Source organism: Mesorhizobium sp. M7A.T.Ca.US.000.02.2.1, from assembly GCF_003996995.1.
In the GTDB taxonomy this organism is placed as follows: Bacteria; Pseudomonadota; Alphaproteobacteria; order Rhizobiales; family Rhizobiaceae; genus Mesorhizobium.
Genome location: NZ_RZTT01000047.1, coordinates 1 through 23,403, shown reverse-complemented (window position 1 = coordinate 23,403; position 23,403 = coordinate 1). Strand labels below are relative to the sequence as shown.

Below are 23,403 nucleotides of genomic sequence, written 5' to 3'. Positions count from 1 at the left end.
GCCGGCCTTTATGAAGAAAAGCCGGACGGGAGCGCGTTGCTCTCAGCCAGACGGTGTCGTGGCCGGGCCATCGCCGAAAACAGGTCCGTTGGGGTAGGTTGACGCTGTCTCATGCCGGCGGTCGCTGCTCCCGCCCGTAACTGGGAAGAGCGGAATTCGAATGTCGCCATTGTCTCGGCTGGATGCCGCCTTTCATATGGTGCGATCGCACCATAGTCTTGGCCGCTGACAGGGGCGCGAATCTTCGCCGTATTCCCGGTACTCGGGCAGAGCCGGCCTTACCCGGCGTTGCGCTGCGCCTGCCGGCTGGCGCCGACCCAGCGCTCGACCTTCTCGAGCAACGCCCGGGGACTGATCGGCTTGGGCAGATAGTCGTCCATGCCTGCCTCCAGGCAGCGCTCGCGGTCGCCCTTCAGCGCATGCGCGGTGACGCCGACGATCGGCACATGCGTGCCGGTTTCTTCCTCCAGCCGGCGAATGGCGGCGGTTGCTTCGAGACCGTTCATCTCCGGCATGGAGACATCCATCAGGATCATGCACGGGTTGAGCCGGCCGAAGGCGTCGAGCGCCTTGCGGCCATTGCCGACGATCTCGAAACCATAACCGGTCTCGCCGAGGATCTGGGTGAACACCATCTGGTTCACCTCATTGTCCTCGGCCACCAGGATATCCAGCCTGTCGCCGCCAGCCGCCACCGGTGGCCGGGGGCGAATTGAGGGCGGCTGCAGCAGCGCCCGCTGTTCGGACGGCGCCGAGGGCTGCGTCCGCATCACATAACTCGCAGCGACGTCGGCTGCGAGCGGCTGCGCGTCGCTGCCGCTCGCGTTGTGGCGATGCCGCTGGATGGTGGCGACCAGCGTTTCCAGCAGCACCGAGGAGCGCGCCGGCTTGATCAGCTGGGCATCGATGCCAAGATCGCGATAGCTGGTGTTGGCGAGCGACTGGTCGACCGAGGTCAGCATGATGATCGGCGTGCCGGCAAGGCCGGCGGTGCTGCGCACGATCCGCGCCATTTCGGCGCCGCTCATTCCAGGCATCTGGTAGTCGAGCACGACGCAGTCGACCGGGACACCATATGCAGCGGCGGCGATCAGCACCTTGAGGCCTTCGGCGCCGCTTTCGGCCGCGCAGGAATCAAACGTCCACGATGTCATCTGTTCGGTCAGGATGGCCCGATTGACGGCATTGTCGTCGACGATCAGTACACGCGCACCGGTCACGTCGATCGGCATGATGCGCTGTCCGTTCTGCTGTCCGGCCCTCGGCAGCGTCACCGTGAACCAGAAGGTCGAGCCCTTGCCTTCCGCACTTTCGACACCGATATCGCCGCCCATCAGCTCGACGAGCCGTGAGGTGATGGCAAGACCGAGGCCGGTTCCCTCGTGCCGCCTCGTCGAAGAGGTGTCGACCTGGCTGAATTTCTCGAACACCAGTTTCAGTTTTTCCTCGGGGATACCGATACCGGTATCGGTGACCGAGATCGTCAGCTTCGTTCCGGTCGGAACCCTCTCGCCGGTGACGTCGACCAGCACATGGCCTTCATCGGTGAATTTCACCGCGTTGCCGAGCAGGTTGGTGACGATCTGTCTGATACGGCCGACATCGCCGACGAACAGGCTCTCGAGCCGAGGTTCGACACGCACGATCAGCTCGAGGTCTTTTTCCTTGGCTCGTGTCGACACCAGTGTCGCCACATCCTCGATCGCCTCGGCCAGATTGAAGGGCGCCGGATCGAGCACCAGCTGACCGGCATCGATCTTGGAGAAGTCCAGTATGTCGTTGATGATGGTGAGCAGCGCGTTGCCCGATTTCACGATGATGTCGGTGAACGTCTTCTGCTTCGGGTCGAGGTCCGATTTGGCCAGCAGTTCGGCCATGCCGAGCACGCCGTTCATCGGCGTGCGGATCTCATGGCTCATATTGGCGAGGAATTCCGACTTGGCGCGGTCGGCGAGCACGGCGCGCTGACGCGCTTCGCGCAGTTCGGCCTCTCGCATCTTCAGCTCGGTGATGTCGGTGGTCGAGCCGATCAGATAGAGCGAGCCGTCGGAGGCGATCATCGCGCCCTTGCGGGCGAATTGATGCCTGACGCTGCCGTCGGCCAACGTTACCGTCTCTTCGACCTCCTGGGTTTCGCCGGTGCGCAGCACGGCGAGGTCGCCATTGACGAAAGCCTCGCCATCCGGCCCGAAAATCTCGATGTCGGTCTTGCCGATAGCCTCTTCCTTGCGGAAGCCCGTGAGATCGCACCAGCCCTTGTTGACATAGAACTGCCTGAGATCGGAGCGCTTGGCGTAGATCGATACCGGCACGTTGTCGATCAGGCTGCGGAACACCTCGTTCTCGCGCATGCTTTCTTCCAGCGCACGCTCGCGCGCCTTGACGTCGGTGATGTCGGTGCTCGAACCGACCAGATGCACCGACCCGTCCAGCGTCACCAGGCGGCTCTTGCGCGTCATCAACTGCCGAACCGTACCGTCGCGATGGGTGACGGGTTCCTCGACCTCCTTGACGGCACCCGTCACGACGACTTGCGTGTCGTCATGGCTGTAGCCATCGGCGTCCTGCGCGCCGAACAACTGCCGGTCGGTGCGGCCGATGACATCCTCCTTGGTCAAGCCGGTGATCGCGCACCAGGCCTTGTTGACGAATTCTATGCTCAGGTCCTGCGCCTTGATGAAGGCGGCCACCGGCAACTCGTCCATCACGTGCCGGAACAGGTCGATCTGGCGCATCGAATCGCGCAATGCCGCCTCGCGGCTCTTGATCTCGGAGATGTCAACGCGAACACCGATGAAGGTGCCATCATCGGTCCGCATGTCGTAGACCTGGTACCAGCGGCCGTCGGGGTTATGACGCTCGTAGCAGGAATTGGGCAAGCGGTAGCGGGCGAGGATCGCATCCAGCCAGCGGTCATGGTCGCTGTCGTAGAGCTGGTCGACTTGTGGATCGCCGCTGTCGCGGAAATAGCCGTTCGCATGGCCCAGAACGAGTGCCTCGCGGAATGTGCAGCCGGGCTGCCATGCCGGCTTCAAGGCCGGCAGCGTATCCTGGATCTTGCGGTTGGCGAAAACGAACCTGTCGTCGCGATCGTAGATGATCACGGCGGCCGGCAAGGATTCCAGCACGCTGGCGAGATGCTTGCGCGCATCCTGCGCTTCCGTCTCGCGGCGCTTCATTTCGGAAATATCGAACAGGAAGCCGGCAACATAGTTGCGGCCGCTGGCCATGCCGACGCGGCTCTTTCTGACGATGCGCGATCGGCTGGCGCCATCGACCGCGAAATTCTCTTCCACTTCGTACGGCCGCCCGGTCGCAAGGACCTCACCTTCGCTCTGCTCGAAAAGCGCGACAGCGTTCGCTGGGAGGAAATCGCCGCCGGGCTTGCCGAGCATGGCTTGCGGCGTCTGGCCAAACAGAGCCGCGAACGCCTCGTTGACGAAGACGAAGCGCAGATGGTCGTCCTTGACGAAGATCGGATCCTTGACGGCGTTGATCACCGCCTCCGCCAGCCGCGCCTTCTCCAGCGCGTCGGCAAGTTCGGCCTCCCGGTCCTTCATGTCGGTGACGTCGACATAGGAGATCAGCCGCTTGCCGCCGGCCAGCGGCGCCATCGACGATATCAGCGTGCGGCCGTCATTGCGCGGGAACTGCCGCGCCGCGGCGATCCCGGCCCTGATTTCCGCCTCGCGCTCGGCGATATGCCGCTGCCATGATGCATCGTCGGCACCAAACGGATCGATGTCGCGGCTGGCGTCCATCAGATCGCGGAAGCTGCAGCCGATCTCGGCGCGCCGGGCGTCGATCTGCCAGAAATCATAGAAAGCACGGTTGATGATCTCGGTGCGCATATCGGCGTCGAGGACGAGGACACCGATCGGCATCTGGTCGACCATGGTGCGGAGACTGGCGAAGGTCTCGGCGATCTTGGCGTTCGCGCTTTTGATCTCCGCATCGCGTTGCTTGATCTCGGTGACCTCATAATAGGTCAACAGCCGCTTGCCGCCTGACAGCGCCGTCACCGAGAACATCATCGTCCTGCCATTGGCATGGACAAATTCGCGCGGCGCGACGGATCCGGCGCGAATCTCCTCGAGACGAGTGGCAAGGTAGCGCTGCCATTGCCGTTCGTCGATGTCGCCATAGATGCCGCTGCGGCGGTTGAGTTCCATCAACAGGCTGAACGGAGCGCCGACGCCGACAGCGCCGTCCGGAATCCTCGAGAGGTCGCGATAGGCCTTGTTGACGATCAGCGTGTCGAGCCTGGCGTCGAGGAGCACGACGCCCATGTGCATGGCGTCCATCGTCCGCTCGAGGTCGGCCAGATGCTGGTCGGGCTCGCCGTCGGCCGATGGTTCCTGCCCCGGACCTTTGAAGGCGCCGGCCAATGCCGTGACGTTGCGGCCGATTCCGCGATAGCCGGCAAATCTTCCTTCGTCGTCGAACTTCGGAAAGCCTGATGTCAAGACCCAGCGACAGTCGGCGCTGCCACCCTTGAGTTCGTAGACGAAGTCGCGAAAAGGCCGGTGCGCCTGCAGATCCTCCAAATGCGCGGCGCCACTACGATCGCCGTTCAGGACCTGATTGAGGAAGTCGAAGCGGAACCGGCCAAGCACGTTTGCCGGATCGATGCCGGTGGCTGCCTGGTAATTTTGCGAGAGCCAGGAGAAGCGCAGTTCGGCGTCGGTCTCCCAGACCCAGTCGGAACCGGCTTTGACGAGTTGGCGAAGCGCATCGTTCGAGTCCATGCAAGAGGCGGACGAGGATGCATCATCGCCATGCGCTGTGGATCTGCGAGGCGCGCGCTTGCCGCGCGCGCTGATTGTTTCGTTCGCTTCCGCCATGCCGTCCCCACCCCGAAAACCAAAGCCGAACCCTCCTCCGCGGTTCGTCGGCAAAATGTGCCCGAGAAGCATTAAGGATCCGCTAACCTTAACGGTCAGTTAGCTTCATTCCGCCCGGTTGTCGGCGGGGTCGAACCCGCTATATAAGCAACGGCAGGGGTATTGCTGATGCTTGGACGGATTGTGCCTTTTTTCATGGGGCTGGCGCTGCTTTTCGGCGGCGGTTGCTCGCGCAGTTATGACGGCACGGTCGTCATCCCGAGACCGCTCGATGTCCGGCGCATCTGGGATCGGCCGCCACCGAATGTCGACTACGGCCAATCCGAGGTCGAAAGCGGCGCTTTTCCGGTGGCGCCGCAGCCACCCCGGCGTTTTTCCGAGCGCAAGGTCAGCCATGCCGCACCGAAACGGCACCATACGAGGTTGCCTGCGTCGGCGTCCCTATCGGCGCCGGCGAAGTCGCTGACCTGCAGGAACGTCAGCGAGCCTGGCAAGAGAGCTCGCATGGTCTGCGATTAGATTGGAGCTTGGTCTTAAAAGCGGGATTCGGTCAAACAAACGCGATCCGCGGATAGCTCGGCGAACCGGCCTTCACAGGGAAGCAGCGCCTTTTTTCGGCTCCTTCGCTCCGAGTTTGTCGAGTGCAAGACGAACCTGACGCAGATCTTCCTGCCAACCGTCATCGTCGTCCATTGGACCCTCCGAGGCAGCCCGCTGCAACCCACGCGCCTCGGATTCGATCTCGCGCAGTTCGGCGATTTTCTGTTCGGTGGTCAGCGAGTCGTCTTCGACGATCTCCAGCACCCGCATTTCCCTGAACGTAGCCATGGCGTTCCTCCCGGCTGATGTCGATCACAACGCCGTGAGCGCCCCTCTGTTCCAGACGGATCGCGCAGCCGCATAGCAGCAGGCACGCCGCCGCCGGTGATCGCAAATCGGGGAAGACCGGCGATCATTCGGCCGGGAAAAATGCCGGGCCGACCAAGCGCACCGGCCGCTCGCCGGCCTCGATCGAAAGGTGCTGGGCGGCACCTGGGGCTTCGGCATCGATCCCGGGGACGGCCGCAACCGTGCCGAGATCCGGCTTCGCCGTCGGCAGCGGAATAATGGCGTTGCGCATGTTGGCGGGCGTCACGGTCCTGGCTCGCAGTTCGGTGACCCGCTGGTAGTAGCGCTTGACGTCGCATGCCTTGAAATTCGCATCATCGCGATATCTGAAGGCTGCCGGCAGCTCGGTATAGGGTTTGCGCGTGTCGAGCGCGGTCATCTGGTCGGTCTCAAGGCTGGCGTCGTTCAACGTGTAGAGGTCGACGCCGGGGTCATCGCAGATGTAACGGCATTGATCGACCGTCTCCTTCAGATCGCCGCTGGCGGCGAATTGCGACTTTGGCGCCGGGAAGAAATATCCGTCCGACAGACGCACGCAAAACAGCATCGCATTGCCGGCGAACGTGGTGCTCGCCGATTGGGTGCTGGGCGCGGCGCGCACAGGCCGTTGCTTTGCCGAAGGCGCACAGCCAAGCGCGACGAGGCGCGCCTGCAGGCCCGCTGTGTCGCGGCCCGAATTCCCAGCGGCAGCGATCCGGCGCTGCACATCCGAGCGGCTCCTGGCGAGATCGGCGCAAGCGTTGAAGAGACCACCAAGCGACCTTTTCGCCGTGCACTGGCGTTGTCTCTCGATAGTCTGGATGGCTGCAAGTTGCCGGCGCAACTGGGCAAGCTCCGGGCTCGCCCCGCCGCTGCGGCCAGCCGAAAGCAACTGGTTTCTGATCGCGCCGCAGCTGTCCGCGTAGGACGAAAGCGTACCGAACAAAACTGCGGCCAGCGAAATAAATGCGATCACCATGGAAGGCCAGAAACGGATCATCGGGACAACTGGTCCTTTTTGCAGAGAACCTGGAATTTAGAGTCCATGACTTCAGCAAGCTTCGGCTACATGAGTAATTCCTAATAATCTAAATAATTTCGACATGAACGACCTATTGTCTATTGTACTACGTCACCTCATGTAAATTCGATATTACATTTTTATTTCAAGATTGAGACGAACCTCGAAAGAAAGCGCAAGCCCGACCATCGCCGAGGACCTGCAGCGCAACGGACCGAGATCAATGCGCCATTATCGCCATGCGTTCGAAACCTTTGCCCGGTCTTCCGCGTTGAAGGACCAAAGGGAGAACGCAGATGTCGATCCACTTCACCGTCTCCGACCTGACAAGAAACCTGTTTCACTCGCTGGGGCTGGACCAGCGCGCGCCAAGGCCACTCAATCCCGAGCAAAGCCTGTTGCTGGAATGCTATCTGGCCGGCCAGGTTCCTGAATCAGCCTGGAGCGACTACGTCTTCGAGACGCCCGATCTTGCCCGGCATGCCGAGGCCAGGCGCAGTCACCACTGACCCGACAACGAGGCTTACTTGGGAGAGGCGAATTGCAACGTAAACACGTTGCCAGCGATCCCTTGCGCCAGCTTCTCCGAGAAAGTCAGGGGCAGGCAATCCTGCAGGGCCGCCGTCGCGGCATCGACAAACGTTTTCTTCGATTTGGCATCACCATCCACTTTAATGGCCGTCGGCCTCGGCGGGCCGATCAGCGTGCCGTCCCGCTTGAAGCTGAAGCTCAAGGTGACGCTGGCGGTCCCGGCGTCCGCCGGCGGTGTCCAGCATGCCTGGATCGCTGCCCCGACATCGTCCATCGTGTTGAGTTCGGCTGCACTCGAAGCATGGACAGCGGCCGCCAGCATCACGCCCGCAACCGCAATCCGTCTCGCAACGCTTTTCATCGACATGCCTGACCGACAATCCATGCCGGACTGCCGAAATGGATGGTAGGGCCAACGCCGGCAATGACAATATCTCTCGACAAAAGTTGACGCCAAAAAAGCGACACTGGACGAGGCCTGCGTGCCAGATCGCACTTGGCGATGGCGTGCGAAAGCAAAAAGGCCGGCATTGCGCCGACCTTTCCTATCGCTACGACGTTCTGCGCCAGTACATCCGTGGTCGCGGGCCGAAAGCGAATTGCCTGCAGTAGACAGGGCTTTGGTTAACGAATCCTTAACCTCAGGCCTTGGCCTGCGACTTCACATGGGCGATGTAGCCGCGCACATCGCCGGCCGGCTCGCTATAGGCCTTGCCGAGCGTCTTCTCGATCGCCGCCACATAGTCCTTCGCCCACTTGGGCAAAGCATAGTCGACGACGGCCAGGAATTCGAGCGTCGCCGCCAGGCGGATATCGGCGATGGACGGGTTCTTGCCGCCGATGAACGGCTTGCCGTCCCTGAAGAAGCTGTGAAATACTTCGAGCGGCTCGGCGATCGCCGCCATCGCCGCCTTCTGGGCCTCCGACTTCCTGTCGGGGTGCGCGTCGCTGTGGCCGACCTCGCCGGCATATTGTGGGAAGCCGAGCGCCGGATAGGTGGCGCGCGCCACATAAGGGTAGAGCGTACCGATCAGGTAGAACATGGCACTGTCGACCATCGCCCGCTTGGCCGGCGCCTTCGGATAGAATTTCTCCAGCCCGTGCTTGTTGGCGAGATACTGCATGATGGCGCAACTTTCCCACAGCACGCCTCTGGGGAGGCCCTTGTCCTCGATCATCGGTGTCAAATGGGCGGGATTTCGCGCCATGAACTCCGGCGAACGGGTGTGGCCCCAGGCATCGGTCTCGGCATGGTCGAAACCGGCCGCGCGCGCAAACACCCGCACGGTCATGTTGTTGACGCTGGGCTTCAGCATGCTGAGCTTCAACGCCGGCTTCTTGGCCGGCTTGGCCTTGGGCGCGGCTTTTGCCGTCGCCTTCACCGCAGGCTTGGCGGCCGCCTTGGCTTTTGGCTTTGCCGCAGCTTTCGCCGCGGATTTCCCGGCAGTCTTCGTCGCTGTCTTGGCCATCTTGTTCCTCCCTCTGGTCTGTTCAGTATGGGTTCTTCGGCGCCCGATCGTCCGACAAGGTGGCGCGGGAACGCTCGACGAGCGCCTGGATCGCATCGGCGAGATGCACTTCGGCGATGTTGTAGTCGCCGCGCGCGACCCGCAGCCTGTGCGCTTCCATCAGCACATCGGCGTGGGTGAAGCCCGCTGGCGGTTCGAAGCGGTAGGACGCCAGTTCGATCAGCAGGCCGAGCGGATCCTCGAAATAGATCGAATCCATGAAACCGCGATCCTTGACGCCGCTGTGCTTGATGCCGCGCTCGTCAAGCCGGGAGACCGCCTGCAGGAAGGTGACGCGCGACACCGAAAAGGCGATGTGGTGGACACAGCCCGGATCGGTCGGCGTGCGCCGCTTCTCCGGTGTGCGGCTCTCGTCGGTGAAGATGGTGATCAGCCGGCCGTCGCCGGGATCGAAATAGAGATGGCTTTCCCTCGGCTTGTCGAGGTTGGGCTGTTCGAAGATGAACGGCATGCCGAGCACGCCTTCCCAGAAATCGATCGAGGTCTGGCGCCCGGCGCCGACCAGCGTGATGTGATGGACGCCCTGCGACTGCAGCTTCTGCATTGGCCTTCCTCCCCACGGCATCAACTGGTCGGCGAATCTGCCCGGCACCCGGCGTTCTGTGCGCCGCTGGAACCGTGCCTCAGGATCCGTGACGTGATGCTAATGCAAACAGCCCCACGGCGCCAGAAGCGACGAACGCAGCGACGCAACGGATAAGCCGAATGATTGAGAGTGCGCCGTCCGCATTTCCGATGCCGGACATCGGAAGGGCGTACACGCTACGCTTTTGGAGGCTGAGGGTCGACGATCCGGCCGACGGCCGACCGAATTGAGGTACCGACTTACGAGCCGCTGCTGTTGACCGTAGTGCCGACGTTCGTGAAGATCCCGTTGAGCGAATTGCCCAGCGCCCCGGCGCCGGTGATGATCGCCAGCGCGATAAGAGCCGCGATCAAGCCATACTCGATCGCGGTCGCGCCCGACTCGTCCCAAGCGAAACGACAGGCTATTTTCTTCATGTCGACCTCCTACAGCTACTAAAGCGACAACTAATATATCGCCGTGAGTTGCGGGGGCGTTAAGGTTCTCGGTTTCGGGTCCGTTAACATTTGCCAGACGAATGAAATGAAGGCCAGTATCGAGGGTCGTCGACTTCAGAAACGAAATCGACGGCATCCTGCAAATTTGTCGAAAAACTTGGTACGCCCAAGGGGAATCGAACCCCTGTTCCCGCCGTGAGAGGGCGGTGTCCTGACCGCTAGACGATGGGCGCGTTCAAGAACCGGCGATATAGGCTGAGCGCTGGGAAAAAGCAACTGGGCTTAGGCCGCTTTCCCTTGCCGAGGAAAAGCCGGCCGTCAGCCTATCGTTTTGGTTCGATCAAATCCCAGAGATTCCCATGCAGATCGGCGAAAACCGCCACCGTGCCATAGGGCTCGAAGCGCGGTGCTTCGCGGAATTCGACGCCCTTCTCCAGCATCGCCGCATGGTCGCGGGCAAAGTCGTCGGTTTCCAGGAACAGGAAGACACGCCCGCCGGTCTGGTTGCCGATGCTCTGCCTTTGCGCCTCGTCGGACGCTTCGGCCAGAAGCAGCCTGGCGCCCTGACCGTTGGCCGGCGCGACCGTGATCCAGCGCTTGCCGCCGCCGAGATCGACATTTTCGACGAGCAGGAAGCCCAGCCGCTCGACATACCAGGCAATCGCCTCGTCATAATTGGCGACGACCAGGGCGACCGTGGCGATGCGGCGATGCTCGGCGAACCCGCTCATGCCTGAGGCTTGCTCATTGGCCTGCCGCTCATCGTTGCGGCTCGGTCACTTGTTGCGGATCGCAAAGCGGCCGATCAGGCGTCGCTCGGTGATGTCGTAGACGAAGATCGTGCGGCTGCCATCGGCAAGCTCGGCGTCGATCGAGACACGATTGCCGGACAGCGACTGGCTGACCACCGTGGCGCCGACCGGCAGCACGATGTCGCCGTTGACCGGTTCGCCGGCGGGTGTCTGGATATCGCCGGCCAGCGGCGGGTTCGCCGGCGGTGCATTGCGCGCTTTGTAGACAAGGGCGCCGATCACCACCATAAGGGCGAGGAACAGCAGGCCGAGATTGATCCCGATGAAGCGGACGAGTTTCCTGCGCACCTTTTCGACCTCGGGGTCGAGCGGCTTATCCTGGTCTTCTTCGGCGATCGGGCTGGCCATGGCAAAACAGTTCCGGAACGGTTTTTCAATGAGCGCTCATAGCGAAGAGGCCCCTGAATTGATAGAGGCGGAACCGACAGTGCTGGTGGCGGGCGCGGATGCGGCCGGCCTGCGCCTCGACCAGTGGCTGGCCGCAAGCCTTGGCCCGGACATGTCACGCAGCCGCGTGCAGATGCTGATCAGGCAGGGCGCGGTCTCGGTCGACGGCAAGCCCGTCGACGAGACCAAGCGCAAGATGGCGCCGGGCGAGAGCGTGTCGGTTACCATGCCGGAGCCGGAGCCGGCGGAGCCGCAGGGCGAGAACATCGCACTCGATGTACTCTATGAGGACGACGAACTGATCGTCATCAACAAGCCGGCCGGGCTTGTCGTGCACCCCGGAGCGGGCAACTGGACCGGCACACTGGTCAATGCGCTGATCCATCATTGCGGCGACAGCCTTTCAGGAATCGGGGGTGTGCGCCGGCCGGGCATCGTCCACCGCCTCGACAAGGAGACCAGCGGCGTCATGGTCGTCGCCAAGACCGACCGCGCCCACAAGTCACTGTCCGAGGCTTTCGCCGATCACGGCCTGACCGGCGACTTGGAGCGTGCCTATCTGGCGCTGGTCTGGGGCATACCGCAGAGGCCGACCGGAAGGGTCGACGCGCCGCTCGGCCGCGCCGCCGACCGCGTGCGCCGTGCCGTGGTGCCGGAAGGACGCGACGACGCCCGCCATGCGGTCACCCACTTCGCCGTGCAGGAGCGCTTCGGCGAGAGCCAACAGGAGTTCGCCACGGCCAGCCTGGTCGAATGCCGGCTGGAGACCGGCCGCACCCACCAGATCCGTGTCCACATGGCGCATATCGGCCATCCGGTGATCGGCGACCCCGATTACGGCCAAGCCTTCCGCACCAAGGCCAACCGGCTGCCCGAACCGCTGAAAAGCCAGGTCAAGGCATTTCCCCGGCAAGCTTTGCATGCCTGGCTCCTTGCATTTCGGCACCCCACTACCCATCTAACGATGAGGTTCGAGGCGCCGTTACCGAGGGACATGGAGGAACTCGTCGGCGGCTTCCGCAAGCTCTGAACCCGTCACCGACAAGCCATCAAAAAACCTGACTGACATTGTTCACTTCACCGTGACACACTGTTTCGTGTTGAACAAATGCCTGTCTTTTCTGGTTTTGTTCCTGTATAAGATCTGATGTCGCGGGCGAGCCTTTTGGTGCTCGCGTCACATGCCCGCCGCGTTTCGGGGGCATCACTCCAATAGAGAGGGGGCGCTATCATGGCCCAGTCACTACCCAGTATCGTTTCCGGCGAAGGCGGCCTCAGCCGCTACCTGGAAGAAATCCGCCGCTTTCCCATGCTGCAGCCGCAGGAAGAGTACATGCTCGCCAAGCGTTACGCCGAGCATGAAGACACCTCCGCTGCGCACAAGCTCGTCACCAGCCACCTCAGGCTCGTCGCCAAGATCGCCATGGGCTATCGCGGCTATGGCCTGCCGATCGGCGAAGTGATCTCGGAAGGCAATGTCGGCCTGATGCAGGCCGTCAAGAAATTCGAACCCGAGCGCGGCTTCCGCCTCGCGACCTACGCCATGTGGTGGATCAAGGCCTCGATCCAGGAGTACATCCTGCGCTCGTGGAGCCTGGTCAAGATGGGCACGACCGCCAACCAGAAGCGCCTGTTCTTCAACCTGCGCAAGGTGAAGGGCAAGATCCAGGCGCTCGACGACGGCGACTTGAAGCCCGACCAGATCACCGAGATCGCCACAAGGCTGAACGTTTCCGAAGCCGAAGTGGTGTCGATGAACCGCCGCCTGTCCGGCGACGCCTCGCTCAACGCCCCGATCCGGGCCAGCGAAGGCGAATCCGGCGAATGGCAGGACTGGCTGGTCGACGACCACGAAAGCCAGGAAGAGATGCTGATCGAGCAGGACGAGCTGGAAAACCGGCGCGGCATGCTGTCAGGCGCTCTTGCCGTGCTCAACGAGCGCGAGCGGCGCATCTTCGAGGCCCGTCGCCTCGCCGAAGAGCCGCTGACGCTGGAAGAGCTGTCGTCCGAGTTCGACATCAGCCGCGAGCGCGTGCGCCAGATCGAGGTGCGCGCCTTCGAGAAGGTGCAGGACGCGGTCAAGGCCGCCGCCAAGCGCCAGACCCAGGCGCTGCGCACGATTGAGGCGCAGCCGGCGGCGTAAGGTTAGCTAAGGCAACAAAAAATCAAGGCGGCGCCAGGAAACCTGGCGCCGTTTTTTTTGTGGCTGATTGGGAGTTGGCGAACGGGGGCGACAGCCAATCTCCCCCGCAAGGGTCGAGATTGGCAGCTTCACCAACAGCCCCTCAAAGCCCGTCCAGCGGAAACTTCAGGTACCGCCGGCCATTGGCTTCGGGTTCGGGCAGCCTCCCGCCATTCATGTTGACCTGCAGCGCATGCAGGATCAGCCGCGGCATCGGCAGCGTCCTGTCGCGCGCCTCGCGCAGGGCGACGAACTCGGCCTCGCTGCAGGCGGCGGCAAGATGGATGTTGGTAGCCTTCTGTATGGCGACCGTGCTTTCCCACAAAGGTTCGCGGCCGCCGGCCTGATAGTCATGGCCGACGAACACCCGCGTCTCGTCCGGCAACGCCAATATGTCCTGGATCGAGCGCCAGAGCCGCGCGGCACTGCCGCCGGGAAAGTCCGTCCTCGCCGTGCCGCTGTCGGGCATGAACAGCGTGTCGTGGATGAAGGCGGCATCGCCGATCACATAGGTGATCGAGGCCAGCGTGTGTCCGGGCGAGAACAGCACCTTGACCGGAAGGGTACCCACCTGGAAGGTTTCGCCTTCTCTAAACAGCCTGTCCCACTGCGAACCGTCGGCGGGAAAATCCGGCCAGTTGTAGATCGCTTTCCACAGTTTCTGGACCTCGATGACCCTGTCGCCGATCGCCGTCGGCGCGCCGGTCTTCTCTCTCAAGTAATGCGCCGCCGAGAAATGGTCGGCATGCGGATGGGTATCGAGGATCCATTCGACGCTCAGTCCCTGCTCGCTGACGAAGTCGAGCAGGACATCGGCATTCGTCGTTGCCGTGGCACCGGATTTCTCGTCGAAATCGAGGATCGGATCGATGATGGCGCATCGCTTCGTCGCCTGGTCGGCGACGACATACTGGATGGCGCCGGTCGGCTTGTCATAGAAGCCGCTGACCTGCGGCCTGGCCAAAGCTACGTCCAATTCCGGCTTCCCCAACTCTCGGTCGCCAGGAATGATTTTCTCTGACGACACCCGAGAGGAGCATGGTTGTCCGCTCGGTGTCGTCAGTCAAGTATCACTTGCTCGCAAGGGTGAGGAGGCCAAAGATCGTTCCGAGGCGCCTGGGATCAGGCCGATGGCTGCTTGGTCTTCCGCAGATAGGGCAAAATAGTCTCGTAGGCGCCGAAGCGCTTGATCGCGTCATCGTTGGAGACAGCAGCGGTGATGATCACGTCCTCGCCCTGCTTCCAGTTTGCCGGTGTCGCCACCTGATGCTTGGCGGTGAGCTGCATGGAATCGACCGCGCGCAGGATCTCATCGAAATTGCGCCCCGTGGTCATCGGGTAGGTCAGCACCAGTTTGATCTTCTTGTCCGGTCCGATGACGTAGACCGAGCGCACTGTGGCGTTGTCGGCGGGCGTGCGGCCCTCCGACGTCTCGCCGGCACCGCCCGGCAGCATGTCGTAGAGCTTGGCGACCTTGAGGTCCTTGTCGCCGATCAGCGGATAGTTCACCGAATGACCGGTCGCCGTCTTGATGTCGTCCTGCCACTTGCCGTGACTTTCGACCGGATCGACCGAAATGCCGATGATCTTGACGTTGCGCTTCTTGAACTCGCCTTCGAGCCCCGCCATCGTGCCAAGCTCGGTCGTGCAGACCGGCGTGAAATTCTTCGGGTGACTGAACAGGATCGCCCAACCGTCACCAATCCAGTCATGGAATTTAATCGTCCCTTGCGTGGTCTCGGCGGTAAAATCCGGCGCAATGTCGTTGATACGAAGGCTCATGGCACATCTCCCCTGTAAACGGAACCGTCGGCAGCGAGGAACGGCACGCGGCAACCCACGCCGCCATCAAGCTGTCCCGCCCGGCATCGTTGCATCATAGCGCAAAAATCGTGGCTGCAAGATAATATGAAACTCTTGTCGGCGGCAGGCGAGCATTTTTATGCTGCCGAATGCGCGGCGCGCGGATGAGAGCCTGGGGCTGGACAGGAAAGGTTCTGTCTCAGCTCTTGTTGACCGCCAGCGTCACAGTCAGGTCTTCCATGCGCTGTGCCAGCGCGCCGAGCGCGTTGGTGAGCACGCTATCGCTCTTGTCGGCCTTGGTCAGAGCCTCGTCGCGGGTCTTGCGCAAGGTCAGCACTTCGCTTTCCATGCCCTTGACGCGTTTTTGCAACTCCGAGAGTTCATCCATCACCATGATGCCGGCCATCACGGTCAGCCGCTGATCGCCGATCTCGCCGAACGAGTCCTTCAGGTGTGAAACATAGCGGTCGAAGCGTTCGGCAAGGTCGATCAGATGCTCTTCCTGGCCCTCGTCGCAGGCCATGCGATACTGCTTGCCGTCGATTGAAACCGTGACCTGTGCCATCGGGCCAGCTCCTATCTGTCCAACACGGCGCGGATGGTTTCCATGGCAGTCACCAAACGTCGCGAGACTTCCTTGTTGGCATCTTCCAGCCGTTCGGCGCGCGCTTCGGAATTGTCGAGTTCCTGCGCCAGCCGCGAGCGGTCGGCGTTCATCCGCTGCACCTCGGCCTCGGCTTCGGAGTAGTCGCGTTCATGCTCTAGCTTGGCCGCGACGGCGTTTTCCAGCCCCTCGATGGCTTTGCCCAGCCTCGCGATGACTTCCTTAAGTGTGGCTTCCCCGGTCATGGCCTTCGTCCTGTGCCCTGCCCATCACCGAATCGTTCACGTTCAGAACGCGTTATCTCTGAAACATTAGGCACCGGGTGAAGGCAACGTCAACAAAGCTCTCGCGACTGTCCCCCGCTAACGCTAATGTAGGCCCGCCGCCGGCATCACAAGACCGGCAAATGTGCACCCGATTTGTTGACTAAAAGCCCGCGCCTGCTATGTGTCGCGCACCCTTTTCAAGGGCTCTCCCAAGCCCCCAAACCCCCACTTCTGGAGGAACCATGACGTCGCGTGAACAACATGACCGGATGGCCAATGCGATCCGCTTTCTTTCCATGGACGCCGTCGAGAAGGCAAATTCCGGCCATCCCGGCCTGCCCATGGGCTGCGCCGACATCGCCACGGTGCTGTTCACGCGCTTTCTGAAATATGATCCCAAGGCCCCGCACTGGGCCGACCGCGACCGTTTCATCCTGTCGGCCGGCCATGGCTCGATGCTGCTCTATTCGCTGCTGCATCTGACCGGCTACGAAGACATGACCCTCGACCAGATCAAGCACTTCCGTCAGTTGGGCTCGAAGACCGCCGGCCATCCCGAATACGGCCATGCCGCTGGCATAGAGACGACGACGGGGCCGCTCGGCCAGGGTCTCGCCAATTCGGTCGGCTTCGCGCTCGGCGAGCGCATCATGAATGCCGCCTTCGGCAACGATCTCGTCGATCATTACACCTATGTGCTGGCCGGCGACGGCTGCCTGATGGAAGGTGTTTCCCAGGAAGCCATCGCGCTTGCCGGCCATCTCAAGCTCAACAAGCTGATCGTCTTCTGGGACAACAACGACATTTCGATCGACGGTCCGGTCTCGCTGTCCGACAACACCGATCAGGTGGCCCGCTTCCAGGCCTCCGGCTGGAATGCCAGCCACATCGACGGCACCGATCCGGAAGCCATCGCCTATGCCATCGAAGCCGCCCGCCATTCCGACAAGCCGACCATGATCGCCTGCAAGACGACCATCGGCTTCGGCGCGCCGACCAAGGCCGGCACCAACAAGGCGCACGGCTCCCCTCTGGGCGCCGACGAGATCGCCGGCGCGCGCAAGTTCTTCAATTGGGATTCGCCGCCCTTCGAGATTCCGGCCGACATCCTCGACGCCTGGCGCACCGCCGGCAAGGCCGGCGTCAAGGCGCGTACAGACTGGGAAGGCCGCCTGGCCAAGGCCGATGCCAAGCTGAAGGCTGAGTTCGAGCGCCGCATCAGCGGCAAGCTGCCGTCCAATTTCGACGCGGTCATTGCCGATTACAAGAAGAAGCTGTCGGCCGACAAGCCGAAGGTCGCCACTCGCAAATCGTCCGAGATGGCGCTGGAAGTCATCAACGGCGCCGTGCCCGAGACCATCGGCGGCTCCGCCGACCTGACCGGCTCCAACAACACCAAGACCAGCCAGACCAAGAACATCACCTCGGACGACTATGGCCAGCGCTACGTCCACTACGGCATCCGCGAGCACGGCATGGCGGCTGCGATCAACGGCCTGACGCTGCATGGCGGCCTCATCGCCTATGGCGGCACCTTCATGTGCTTTTCCGACTATGCCCGGCCGTCGATGCGGCTGGCATCGCTGATGGGCATCCGCTCGATCTTCGTCATGACCCATGATTCCATCGGTCTGGGCGAAGACGGCCCGACCCACCAGCCGGTCGAGCATCTGGCCGCATTGCGCGCCATTCCCAACCACAATGTCTTCCGCCCGGCCGACGCCGTCGAAACCGCCGAATGCTGGCAGATCGCCCTTGAGTCGGAAAAGACGCCGTCGACGCTGGCGCTGACACGCCAGAACCTGCCGACGGTACGCAACGAATTCGTTGCCAGGAACCTGAGCAGCCAGGGTGCCTATGAGCTGGCTGCCGCCAGCAGTGAAGCGGCGGTGACGATCTTCGCCACCGGCTCCGAGGTCGAGATCGCGCTCGGCGCCCGCGACCTGCTGGAAAAGCACGGCCATCCGACCCGCGTCGTCTCGGTGCCCTGCTTCGAACTGTTCGACCAGCAGAGCGACGACTACCGCAAGAAAATGATCGGCAACGCGCCGATCAAGATGGCGATCGAAGCCGGCATTCGCCAGGGTTGGGATCATCTGATCGGCTCCGACGGCATCTTCGTCGGCATGACAGGCTTCGGCGCCTCGGGCACGATCGAGCAACTCTATCCGCATTTCGGCATTACCGCCGAAGCCGCGGCCAAGGCGGCGGAAGCCCGCCTGCATACCAAGTAGGTTCAAGGTTCGGCGAAATCGCGAAAGGCGGACTCGCCGGGCTGGCCCAACTTAATCGATTTAAATCCACGCCACTGCGGCTGGATTCTTTCTGCTTCCACCGCTATGAAACTGCGGACCCCTCATCCGCCCTCCAACTCCCAGGGAGAGAATTATGACCGTCAGAGTTGCCATCAACGGATTTGGCCGCATCGGCCGCAACATCCTGCGCGCCATCCATGAATCCGGCCGCAAGGACATCGACGTCGTCGCCGTCAACGACCTCGGCCCGGTCGAGACCAATGCGCATCTGTTGCGCTACGACAGCGTGCACGGCCGCTTCCCGCATGAAGTTTCGGTTTCCGGCGATCAGATCACCGTCGGCAAGGAAACGTTCAAGGTCACCGCGATCAAGGATCCGACGCAGCTACCGTGGAAGGAACTCGGCATCGACATCGCGCTCGAATGCACCGGCATCTTCACCGCCCGTGACAAGGCAGCGGCACACCTGACCGCCGGCGCCAAGCGCGTCATCGTTTCGGCCCCTGCCGAAGGCGCCGACCTCACCGTCGTCTACGGCATCAACCACGACCAGTTGACCAAGGATCATATCGTCATCTCGAATGCCTCCTGCACCACCAACTGCCTGGCGCCGCTGGCAGCCGTGCTGCATGAGACGGTCGGCATCGAAAAAGGCATGATGACGACGATCCATTCCTACACCGGCGACCAGCCGACGCTGGACACCATGCACAAGGATCTCTACCGCGCCCGCGCCGCTGCCCTGTCGCAGATCCCGACCTCGACGGGTGCCGCCAAGGCGATCGGGCTGGTGCTGCCCGACCTCAAGGGCAAGCTCGACGGCATCTCGATCCGCGTGCCGACCCCGAACGTCTCGGTCGTCGACTTCAAGTTCATCGCCAAGCGGTCGACCACGGTGCAGGAGATCAACGACGCGGTGATCGCCGCCTCCAACGGCAAGCTCAAGGGCATTCTCGGCGTCACCCATCATCCGAACGTGTCGATCGACTTCAACCACGATCCGCGCTCCTCGATCATGGCGCTCGACCAGACCAAGGTGATGGACGGCAACTTCGTGTCGGTGCTGTCCTGGTACGACAATGAATGGGGTTTCTCCAACCGCATGGGCGACACATCGGTCGCCTTCGGCAAGACCATCGCCTGATCACAAGCTCTCTTTTCGAGACTTGGAACGCCCGGCTTTGCCCGGGCGTTTTTCATGAGCGCAGCTTGCGCCTTTCCAAATTGTGTCCTGGACGCCAAAACATCCAAAAATCAGCGGCATAGGCCAAAAAGCCACCCTGCCGCCTTGCACTGGTCACGTCTTCGCCCCACTCTCTCGCAAAGCAGGAGACAGACGAATTTGAGGGGCTGATTTCAGGATGGAGCATGCGATCTATCTCGTCACGCTGGTCGGCACAGCGCTTGTCGTCGCCGCCGCGTTTTCGAGCCTGATCGCCTTCCGCTTCGGCGCCCCTCTTCTGCTCCTGTTTCTCTGCATTGGCCTCGCCACCGGCACCGACGGACTCGGCATCCAGTTCGACAACGCCCGCATCGCTTATTTTGCCGGCTCACTGGCGCTGGCCGTCATCCTGTTCGATTCCGGTTTCGGCACGCCGCTCAACGCCTTGCGGCAGGCTGCGGGCCCGGCTTTGTCGCTGGCGACCTTCGGCGTGCTTGTCACCACCGGCCTGTTCGGCGTCGCCGCCCATTACCTGCTTGATCTCACCTGGCTGGAATCCTTCCTGCTCGGGGCTGCCGTCGCCTCCACAGATGCGGCGGCCGTGTTCTTCCTGCTGCGAGCCGGCGAGATCAATCTGCGCGAACGCGTGCGCTCGACGCTGGAGGTGGAATCCGGCACCAACGACCCGATCGCCATCTTCCTGACCATCACGCTGGTCGAGATCATCGCCGCCCATGCCAACCCCGAAACCAATGTCCTGGTCACCAGCCTGTTCCTCGGCTTCCTCCTCAACATGGGCCTTGGCGCTGTCGTCGGCGTGCTCGGCGGCCTCGCCATCGTGCGCCTCGTCGACCGGCTCAATCTCGACCACGGCCTGCTGCCGATCTTCGTGCTGACCTTGTCGCTGATGGTGTTTGCAGCCGCCGGCGCCATTGGCGGCTCGGGCTTCCTGGCGGTCTATATCGCCGGCCTCATCTCGGGCAATTCCGATATCCGCGCCGTCACCATCCTCAAGCGCTTCCAGGACGGCATGTCATGGTTGGCACAGATCATCATGTTCCTCATCCTCGGCCTGTTCGCGACGCCGTCGCAGTTCCCGGCGATCATGGTGCCGGCGGTGCTGCTCGGCCTGTTCCTGATGTTCATCGCCCGTCCGATCGCGGTCTGGCTCTGCCTGATCCCGTTCCGTCTGCCGCGCCCCGAGGTCGCCTTCGTCTCCTGGGTCGGCCTGCGCGGCGCGGTGTCGATCCTGCTCGCCATCACCCCGCTGCTGGGCGGGCTGGAAAACGGCCGTGTCATCTTCAACACCGCCTTCATCATCGTACTCGTGTCGCTGGTCATCCAGGGCTGGACAGTCGGACCGCTGGCGCGCCGCCTCGGTCTGATCGTGCCGGCACGGCTCGGACCGCTGGACAAGGTCGAGCTGGAACTTCCGGGCTCGGCCCATCACGAGCTTCTTGCCTATCGCGTTGCACACGGCAGCCCGGTGGCGCGCGGCGAGCGCATCCCACGCTGGGCGCGACCCTCGCTGGTGTTGCGCGACGGCCGCTCGATGCGCTTCCAGGACATGGGCCGGCTCGCCGCCGGCGACCAGGTCTACATTTTCGTGCCGGACCGCTATCCGCGCCTGCTCGACAAGCTGTTCGCGAGCCGTGCAGTGGTCGATCCCGAGGATGCCGATTTCTTCGGTGCCTTCGCCGTCGACCCCGCGCGCTCCGCCGCTGAACTGGAAGCGGCCTATACGCCAGGCCTGACCGAAGCGGAGCAAAAGCTCACCGTTGGCGCGCTGGTCACGGCGCGGCTCGGCGGCCATGCCGAATACGCCGACCGCGTCCTGCTCGGCCCGATAGAACTGATCGTCCGCGACGTCGACGACAAGGGCAAGATCATAGGCCTCGGCCTCTCGTTCGAGCCGACCGCGCCGGTGGCGCGGGTGCCGGTCTTCCTCAGCGCCGGCGAAATCGGCGATCGTCTTTCCGCCTTCATCCGCAACTGGCGCAAGCCGACCGAGACGCAGGAGGCCGAGGCGCGGGCGGACGAAAAGCAGGCCCCGGAGCCAGCGCCGGAAAAGGCAGCAACCGAAAGCTGACAAACCCGCTATTGAGCGCTGCCATTCATCCGCCCCCCGGCGCAGGATCGTGCCCCCTTCAAAATTTCGCTTCGAGCGCGCCTAAGCCTTGCATCGTCGCCGATGCGGGGTATGGTCCCCCGGTTTTTCGCGAAAGGAACCCCGCATGGCCGCCTTCAAGACACTCGACGATATCGGCAACATCAGCGGCAAGCGTGTGCTGGTGCGCGTCGACCTCAACGTGCCTGTCACTGAGGGCAAAGTCACCGACACCACCCGCATCGAACGCATCGCGCCGACCATCGCCGAGCTGTCAGGCAAGGGTGCCAAGGTCATCCTGCTCGCCCATTTCGGCCGACCCAAGGATGGTCCCTCGCCCGAATTCTCGCTGGAGCCTATCGCCAAGGCGACAGCTGATGTGCTTGGCCGTCCCGTCGGGTTTGCCTCCGACTGCGTCGGCGACACGGCCGGAAGCGCTGTCGCCGCCATGAACAAGGGCGACGTGCTGCTGCTCGAAAACACCCGCTTCTACAAGGCCGAGGAGAAGAACGATCCGGCCTTCACGGAAAAACTCGCCGCCAATGGCGATATCTTCGTCAACGACGCCTTCTCGGCCGCGCACCGCGCGCATTCTTCGACGGAGGGGCTGGCGCATCTGTTGCCGGCTTTTGCCGGCCGCACCATGCAAGCCGAGCTTGAGGCGCTGGAGAAGGGCCTGGGAAAACCGGTTCGTCCGGTCGTCGCCATTGTCGGCGGCGCCAAAGTCTCGACCAAGATCGATCTGTTGATGAACCTGGTGAAGAAGGTCGATGCCCTCGTCATCGGTGGCGGGATGGCCAACACCTTTCTTGCCGCGCGTGGCACCAATGTCGGCAAATCGCTGTGCGAGCATGATCTCGCCGCGACCGCCAAGCAGATCATGATCGAGGCGGCCGAGGCCGGCTGCGCCATCATCCTGCCGGTCGACGGCGTCGTCGCCAAGGAGTTCAAGGCGGGCGCGGAATGCGAGACCGTCGCCATATCGGACGTGCCGGCCGACGGCATGATCCTCGATGTCGGCGCCAAAACCGTGACGGCCATCGGCGAATGGATCGACCGCGCCGCGACACTGGTCTGGAACGGCCCGCTCGGCGCCTTCGAGATCGCGCCCTTCGATCATGCGACTGTGGCAGCTGCCAGGCACGCGGCGTCGCGCACCAAGGAAGGCAGGCTGGTCTCGGTCGCCGGTGGTGGCGATACGGTCGCGGCACTCAACCATGCCGGTGTCGCCGACGACTTCACCTATGTCTCGACCGCCGGCGGCGCTTTCCTGGAATGGATGGAAGGCAAGCCACTGCCCGGTGTCGATGTGCTGAAGCGCTGAGGCTCCGCGGCGATCAACACTCGGAGAGCAAACAAGGCCGCCCGAGGCTTTCAATCGATTCGAGCTTTCCGATGCCATTCCTTTGGCGGTAGACTTCCGTTAAGCGCGGAACAACCGTTTCAGGAGAAGCAACAATGAGCGAACGTCTCGAAGACATTGCCGCCGCGATCGTCGCCGATGGCAAGGGCCTGCTGGCCGCCGACGAAAGTTCGGGCACCATCAAGAAGCGCTTCGACGTCATCGGCGTCGAATCGACAGCCGACAGCCGCCGCGACTACCGCGAGATGATGTTCCGCACCAGGGAGGCGATGACCCGCTACATCTCCGGCGTCATCCTCTACGACGAGACGATCCGCCAGAAGGCCGCCGACGGCACGCCGCTGGTCGACATCATCAAGGCGGCCGGCGCCATTCCCGGCATCAAGGTCGATGCCGGCGCCAAGCCGCTGGCCAAGTTTCCCGGCGACACCATCACCGAAGGCCTCGATGGCCTGCGCGAGCGCCTTGCCGACTACTACAAGCTCGGCGCCCGCTTCGCCAAATGGCGCGCGGTGATCGACATCGATATCGCCAAAGGCGTGCCTTCGGGGACCTCGATCGGCTCGAACGCGCACGCACTCGCCCGCTATGCCGCCCTTTGCCAGGAAGCCGGCATCGTGCCGATCGTCGAACCGGAGGTGCTGATG

Annotated in this window: 22 protein-coding genes and 1 tRNA gene; 9 read left to right on the top strand and 14 right to left on the bottom strand. The window is 62.8% G+C overall.

The annotated features are described in order from the left end of the window. Positions 1-278: 278 nt before the first annotated feature. Positions 279-4,844 carry a PAS domain-containing protein gene (locus EOD15_RS07185; RefSeq protein WP_164893207.1) on the bottom strand — a complete coding sequence of 1,522 codons (4,566 nt, stop codon included), beginning with the start codon at positions 4,842-4,844 and terminating at the stop codon, positions 279-281. A gap of 168 nt (positions 4,845-5,012) precedes the next feature. Here EOD15_RS07185 and EOD15_RS07180 point away from each other — a divergent pair, with 168 nt between their 5' ends. Then, complete coding sequence (locus EOD15_RS07180; protein WP_127322873.1) at positions 5,013-5,363, top strand: hypothetical protein; 351 nt, start codon at positions 5,013-5,015, stop codon at positions 5,361-5,363. A 72-nt stretch (positions 5,364-5,435) separates the two neighbouring features. Here EOD15_RS07180 and EOD15_RS07175 read toward each other — a convergent pair whose 3' ends face one another. Together EOD15_RS07175 and EOD15_RS07170 are read right to left on the bottom strand one after the other, a co-directional pair. Next, entirely contained in the window at positions 5,436-5,672 is a 237-nt protein-coding gene (locus tag EOD15_RS07175; protein WP_013529265.1) for a hypothetical protein, read from the bottom strand. A gap of 124 nt (positions 5,673-5,796) precedes the next feature. Then, entirely contained in the window at positions 5,797-6,711 is a 915-nt protein-coding gene (locus EOD15_RS07170) for a DUF2865 domain-containing protein (protein ID WP_127408390.1), read from the bottom strand. A gap of 317 nt (positions 6,712-7,028) precedes the next feature. Between EOD15_RS07170 and EOD15_RS07165 the strand changes: the two genes are divergently transcribed. Further along, positions 7,029-7,241, top strand: coding sequence for a hypothetical protein (locus EOD15_RS07165; RefSeq protein WP_023810978.1), 213 nt, complete (start codon positions 7,029-7,031; stop codon positions 7,239-7,241). A 14-nt stretch (positions 7,242-7,255) separates the two neighbouring features. Here EOD15_RS07165 and EOD15_RS07160 read toward each other — a convergent pair whose 3' ends face one another. From EOD15_RS07160 to EOD15_RS07130, 7 genes are all read right to left on the bottom strand, one after another. Then, on the bottom strand, positions 7,256-7,624 hold the full coding sequence (locus tag EOD15_RS07160; RefSeq protein WP_127320622.1) for a hypothetical protein: 369 nt from the start codon (positions 7,622-7,624) through the stop codon (positions 7,256-7,258). 280 nt (positions 7,625-7,904) lie between these two features. Further along, entirely contained in the window at positions 7,905-8,732 is an 828-nt protein-coding gene (locus tag EOD15_RS07155) for a glutathione S-transferase family protein (protein WP_127320621.1), read from the bottom strand. 22 nt (positions 8,733-8,754) lie between these two features. Continuing rightward, positions 8,755-9,336, bottom strand: a complete 582-nt coding sequence (locus EOD15_RS07150; RefSeq protein WP_127268028.1) for a VOC family protein — start codon at positions 9,334-9,336, stop codon at positions 8,755-8,757. Between the two features lie 281 nt (positions 9,337-9,617). Next, positions 9,618-9,794 carry a Flp family type IVb pilin gene (locus EOD15_RS07145; protein WP_127320620.1) on the bottom strand — a complete coding sequence of 59 codons (177 nt, stop codon included), beginning with the start codon at positions 9,792-9,794 and terminating at the stop codon, positions 9,618-9,620. 179 nt (positions 9,795-9,973) lie between these two features. Further along, a tRNA-Glu gene (locus EOD15_RS07140) sits at positions 9,974-10,048 on the bottom strand. A gap of 90 nt (positions 10,049-10,138) precedes the next feature. Further along, positions 10,139-10,546 carry a VOC family protein gene (locus EOD15_RS07135; protein WP_127320619.1) on the bottom strand — a complete coding sequence of 136 codons (408 nt, stop codon included), beginning with the start codon at positions 10,544-10,546 and terminating at the stop codon, positions 10,139-10,141. Between the two features lie 45 nt (positions 10,547-10,591). Further along, complete coding sequence (locus tag EOD15_RS07130; protein ID WP_127320618.1) at positions 10,592-10,975, bottom strand: fimbrial protein; 384 nt, start codon at positions 10,973-10,975, stop codon at positions 10,592-10,594. A gap of 28 nt (positions 10,976-11,003) precedes the next feature. Between EOD15_RS07130 and EOD15_RS07125 the strand changes: the two genes are divergently transcribed. Both EOD15_RS07125 and rpoH read left to right on the top strand, forming a co-directional pair. After that, entirely contained in the window at positions 11,004-12,044 is a 1,041-nt protein-coding gene (locus EOD15_RS07125) for an RluA family pseudouridine synthase (RefSeq protein ID WP_127320617.1), read from the top strand. Positions 12,045-12,245: 201 nt separating this feature from the next. Beyond that, positions 12,246-13,157: an RNA polymerase sigma factor RpoH gene (gene rpoH / locus EOD15_RS07120; protein ID WP_127268033.1), complete on the top strand. Its 912-nt coding sequence runs from the start codon at positions 12,246-12,248 to the stop codon at positions 13,155-13,157. Positions 13,158-13,299: 142 nt separating this feature from the next. Here the strand turns inward: rpoH and EOD15_RS07115 are convergent, their stop codons facing one another. From EOD15_RS07115 to EOD15_RS07100, 4 genes are all read right to left on the bottom strand, one after another. Continuing rightward, on the bottom strand, positions 13,300-14,172 hold the full coding sequence (locus EOD15_RS07115) for an MBL fold metallo-hydrolase (protein ID WP_127320616.1): 873 nt from the start codon (positions 14,170-14,172) through the stop codon (positions 13,300-13,302). A 146-nt stretch (positions 14,173-14,318) separates the two neighbouring features. Further along, complete coding sequence (locus EOD15_RS07110) at positions 14,319-14,978, bottom strand: peroxiredoxin (protein WP_127320615.1); 660 nt, start codon at positions 14,976-14,978, stop codon at positions 14,319-14,321. 220 nt (positions 14,979-15,198) lie between these two features. Continuing rightward, positions 15,199-15,564, bottom strand: a complete 366-nt coding sequence (locus tag EOD15_RS07105; protein WP_023810969.1) for a cell division protein ZapA — start codon at positions 15,562-15,564, stop codon at positions 15,199-15,201. Positions 15,565-15,575: 11 nt separating this feature from the next. After that, positions 15,576-15,848: a DUF4164 domain-containing protein gene (locus tag EOD15_RS07100; protein ID WP_013529251.1), complete on the bottom strand. Its 273-nt coding sequence runs from the start codon at positions 15,846-15,848 to the stop codon at positions 15,576-15,578. 263 nt (positions 15,849-16,111) lie between these two features. On the opposite strand from EOD15_RS07100, the gene tkt reads away from it, so the two are divergent. The 5 genes from tkt to EOD15_RS07075 all read left to right on the top strand — a co-directional run. Then, positions 16,112-18,103 (top strand): transketolase, encoded by a 1,992-nt coding sequence (tkt, locus tag EOD15_RS07095; protein ID WP_127408389.1) that lies wholly within the window; start codon positions 16,112-16,114, stop codon positions 18,101-18,103. 154 nt (positions 18,104-18,257) lie between these two features. After that, the gene (gap, locus tag EOD15_RS07090; protein ID WP_023810967.1) at positions 18,258-19,268 is read left to right on the top strand and encodes a type I glyceraldehyde-3-phosphate dehydrogenase; all 1,011 of its coding nucleotides are present in this window, start codon (positions 18,258-18,260) and stop codon (positions 19,266-19,268) included. A 217-nt stretch (positions 19,269-19,485) separates the two neighbouring features. After that, positions 19,486-21,375 carry a potassium/proton antiporter gene (locus EOD15_RS07085; RefSeq protein WP_127271761.1) on the top strand — a complete coding sequence of 630 codons (1,890 nt, stop codon included), beginning with the start codon at positions 19,486-19,488 and terminating at the stop codon, positions 21,373-21,375. A 145-nt stretch (positions 21,376-21,520) separates the two neighbouring features. Beyond that, positions 21,521-22,717, top strand: a complete 1,197-nt coding sequence (locus tag EOD15_RS07080; protein WP_127322155.1) for a phosphoglycerate kinase — start codon at positions 21,521-21,523, stop codon at positions 22,715-22,717. Between the two features lie 134 nt (positions 22,718-22,851). Beyond that, a partial coding sequence (locus tag EOD15_RS07075; protein ID WP_127408388.1) for a class I fructose-bisphosphate aldolase occupies positions 22,852-23,403 on the top strand: 552 nt, incomplete at its 3' end.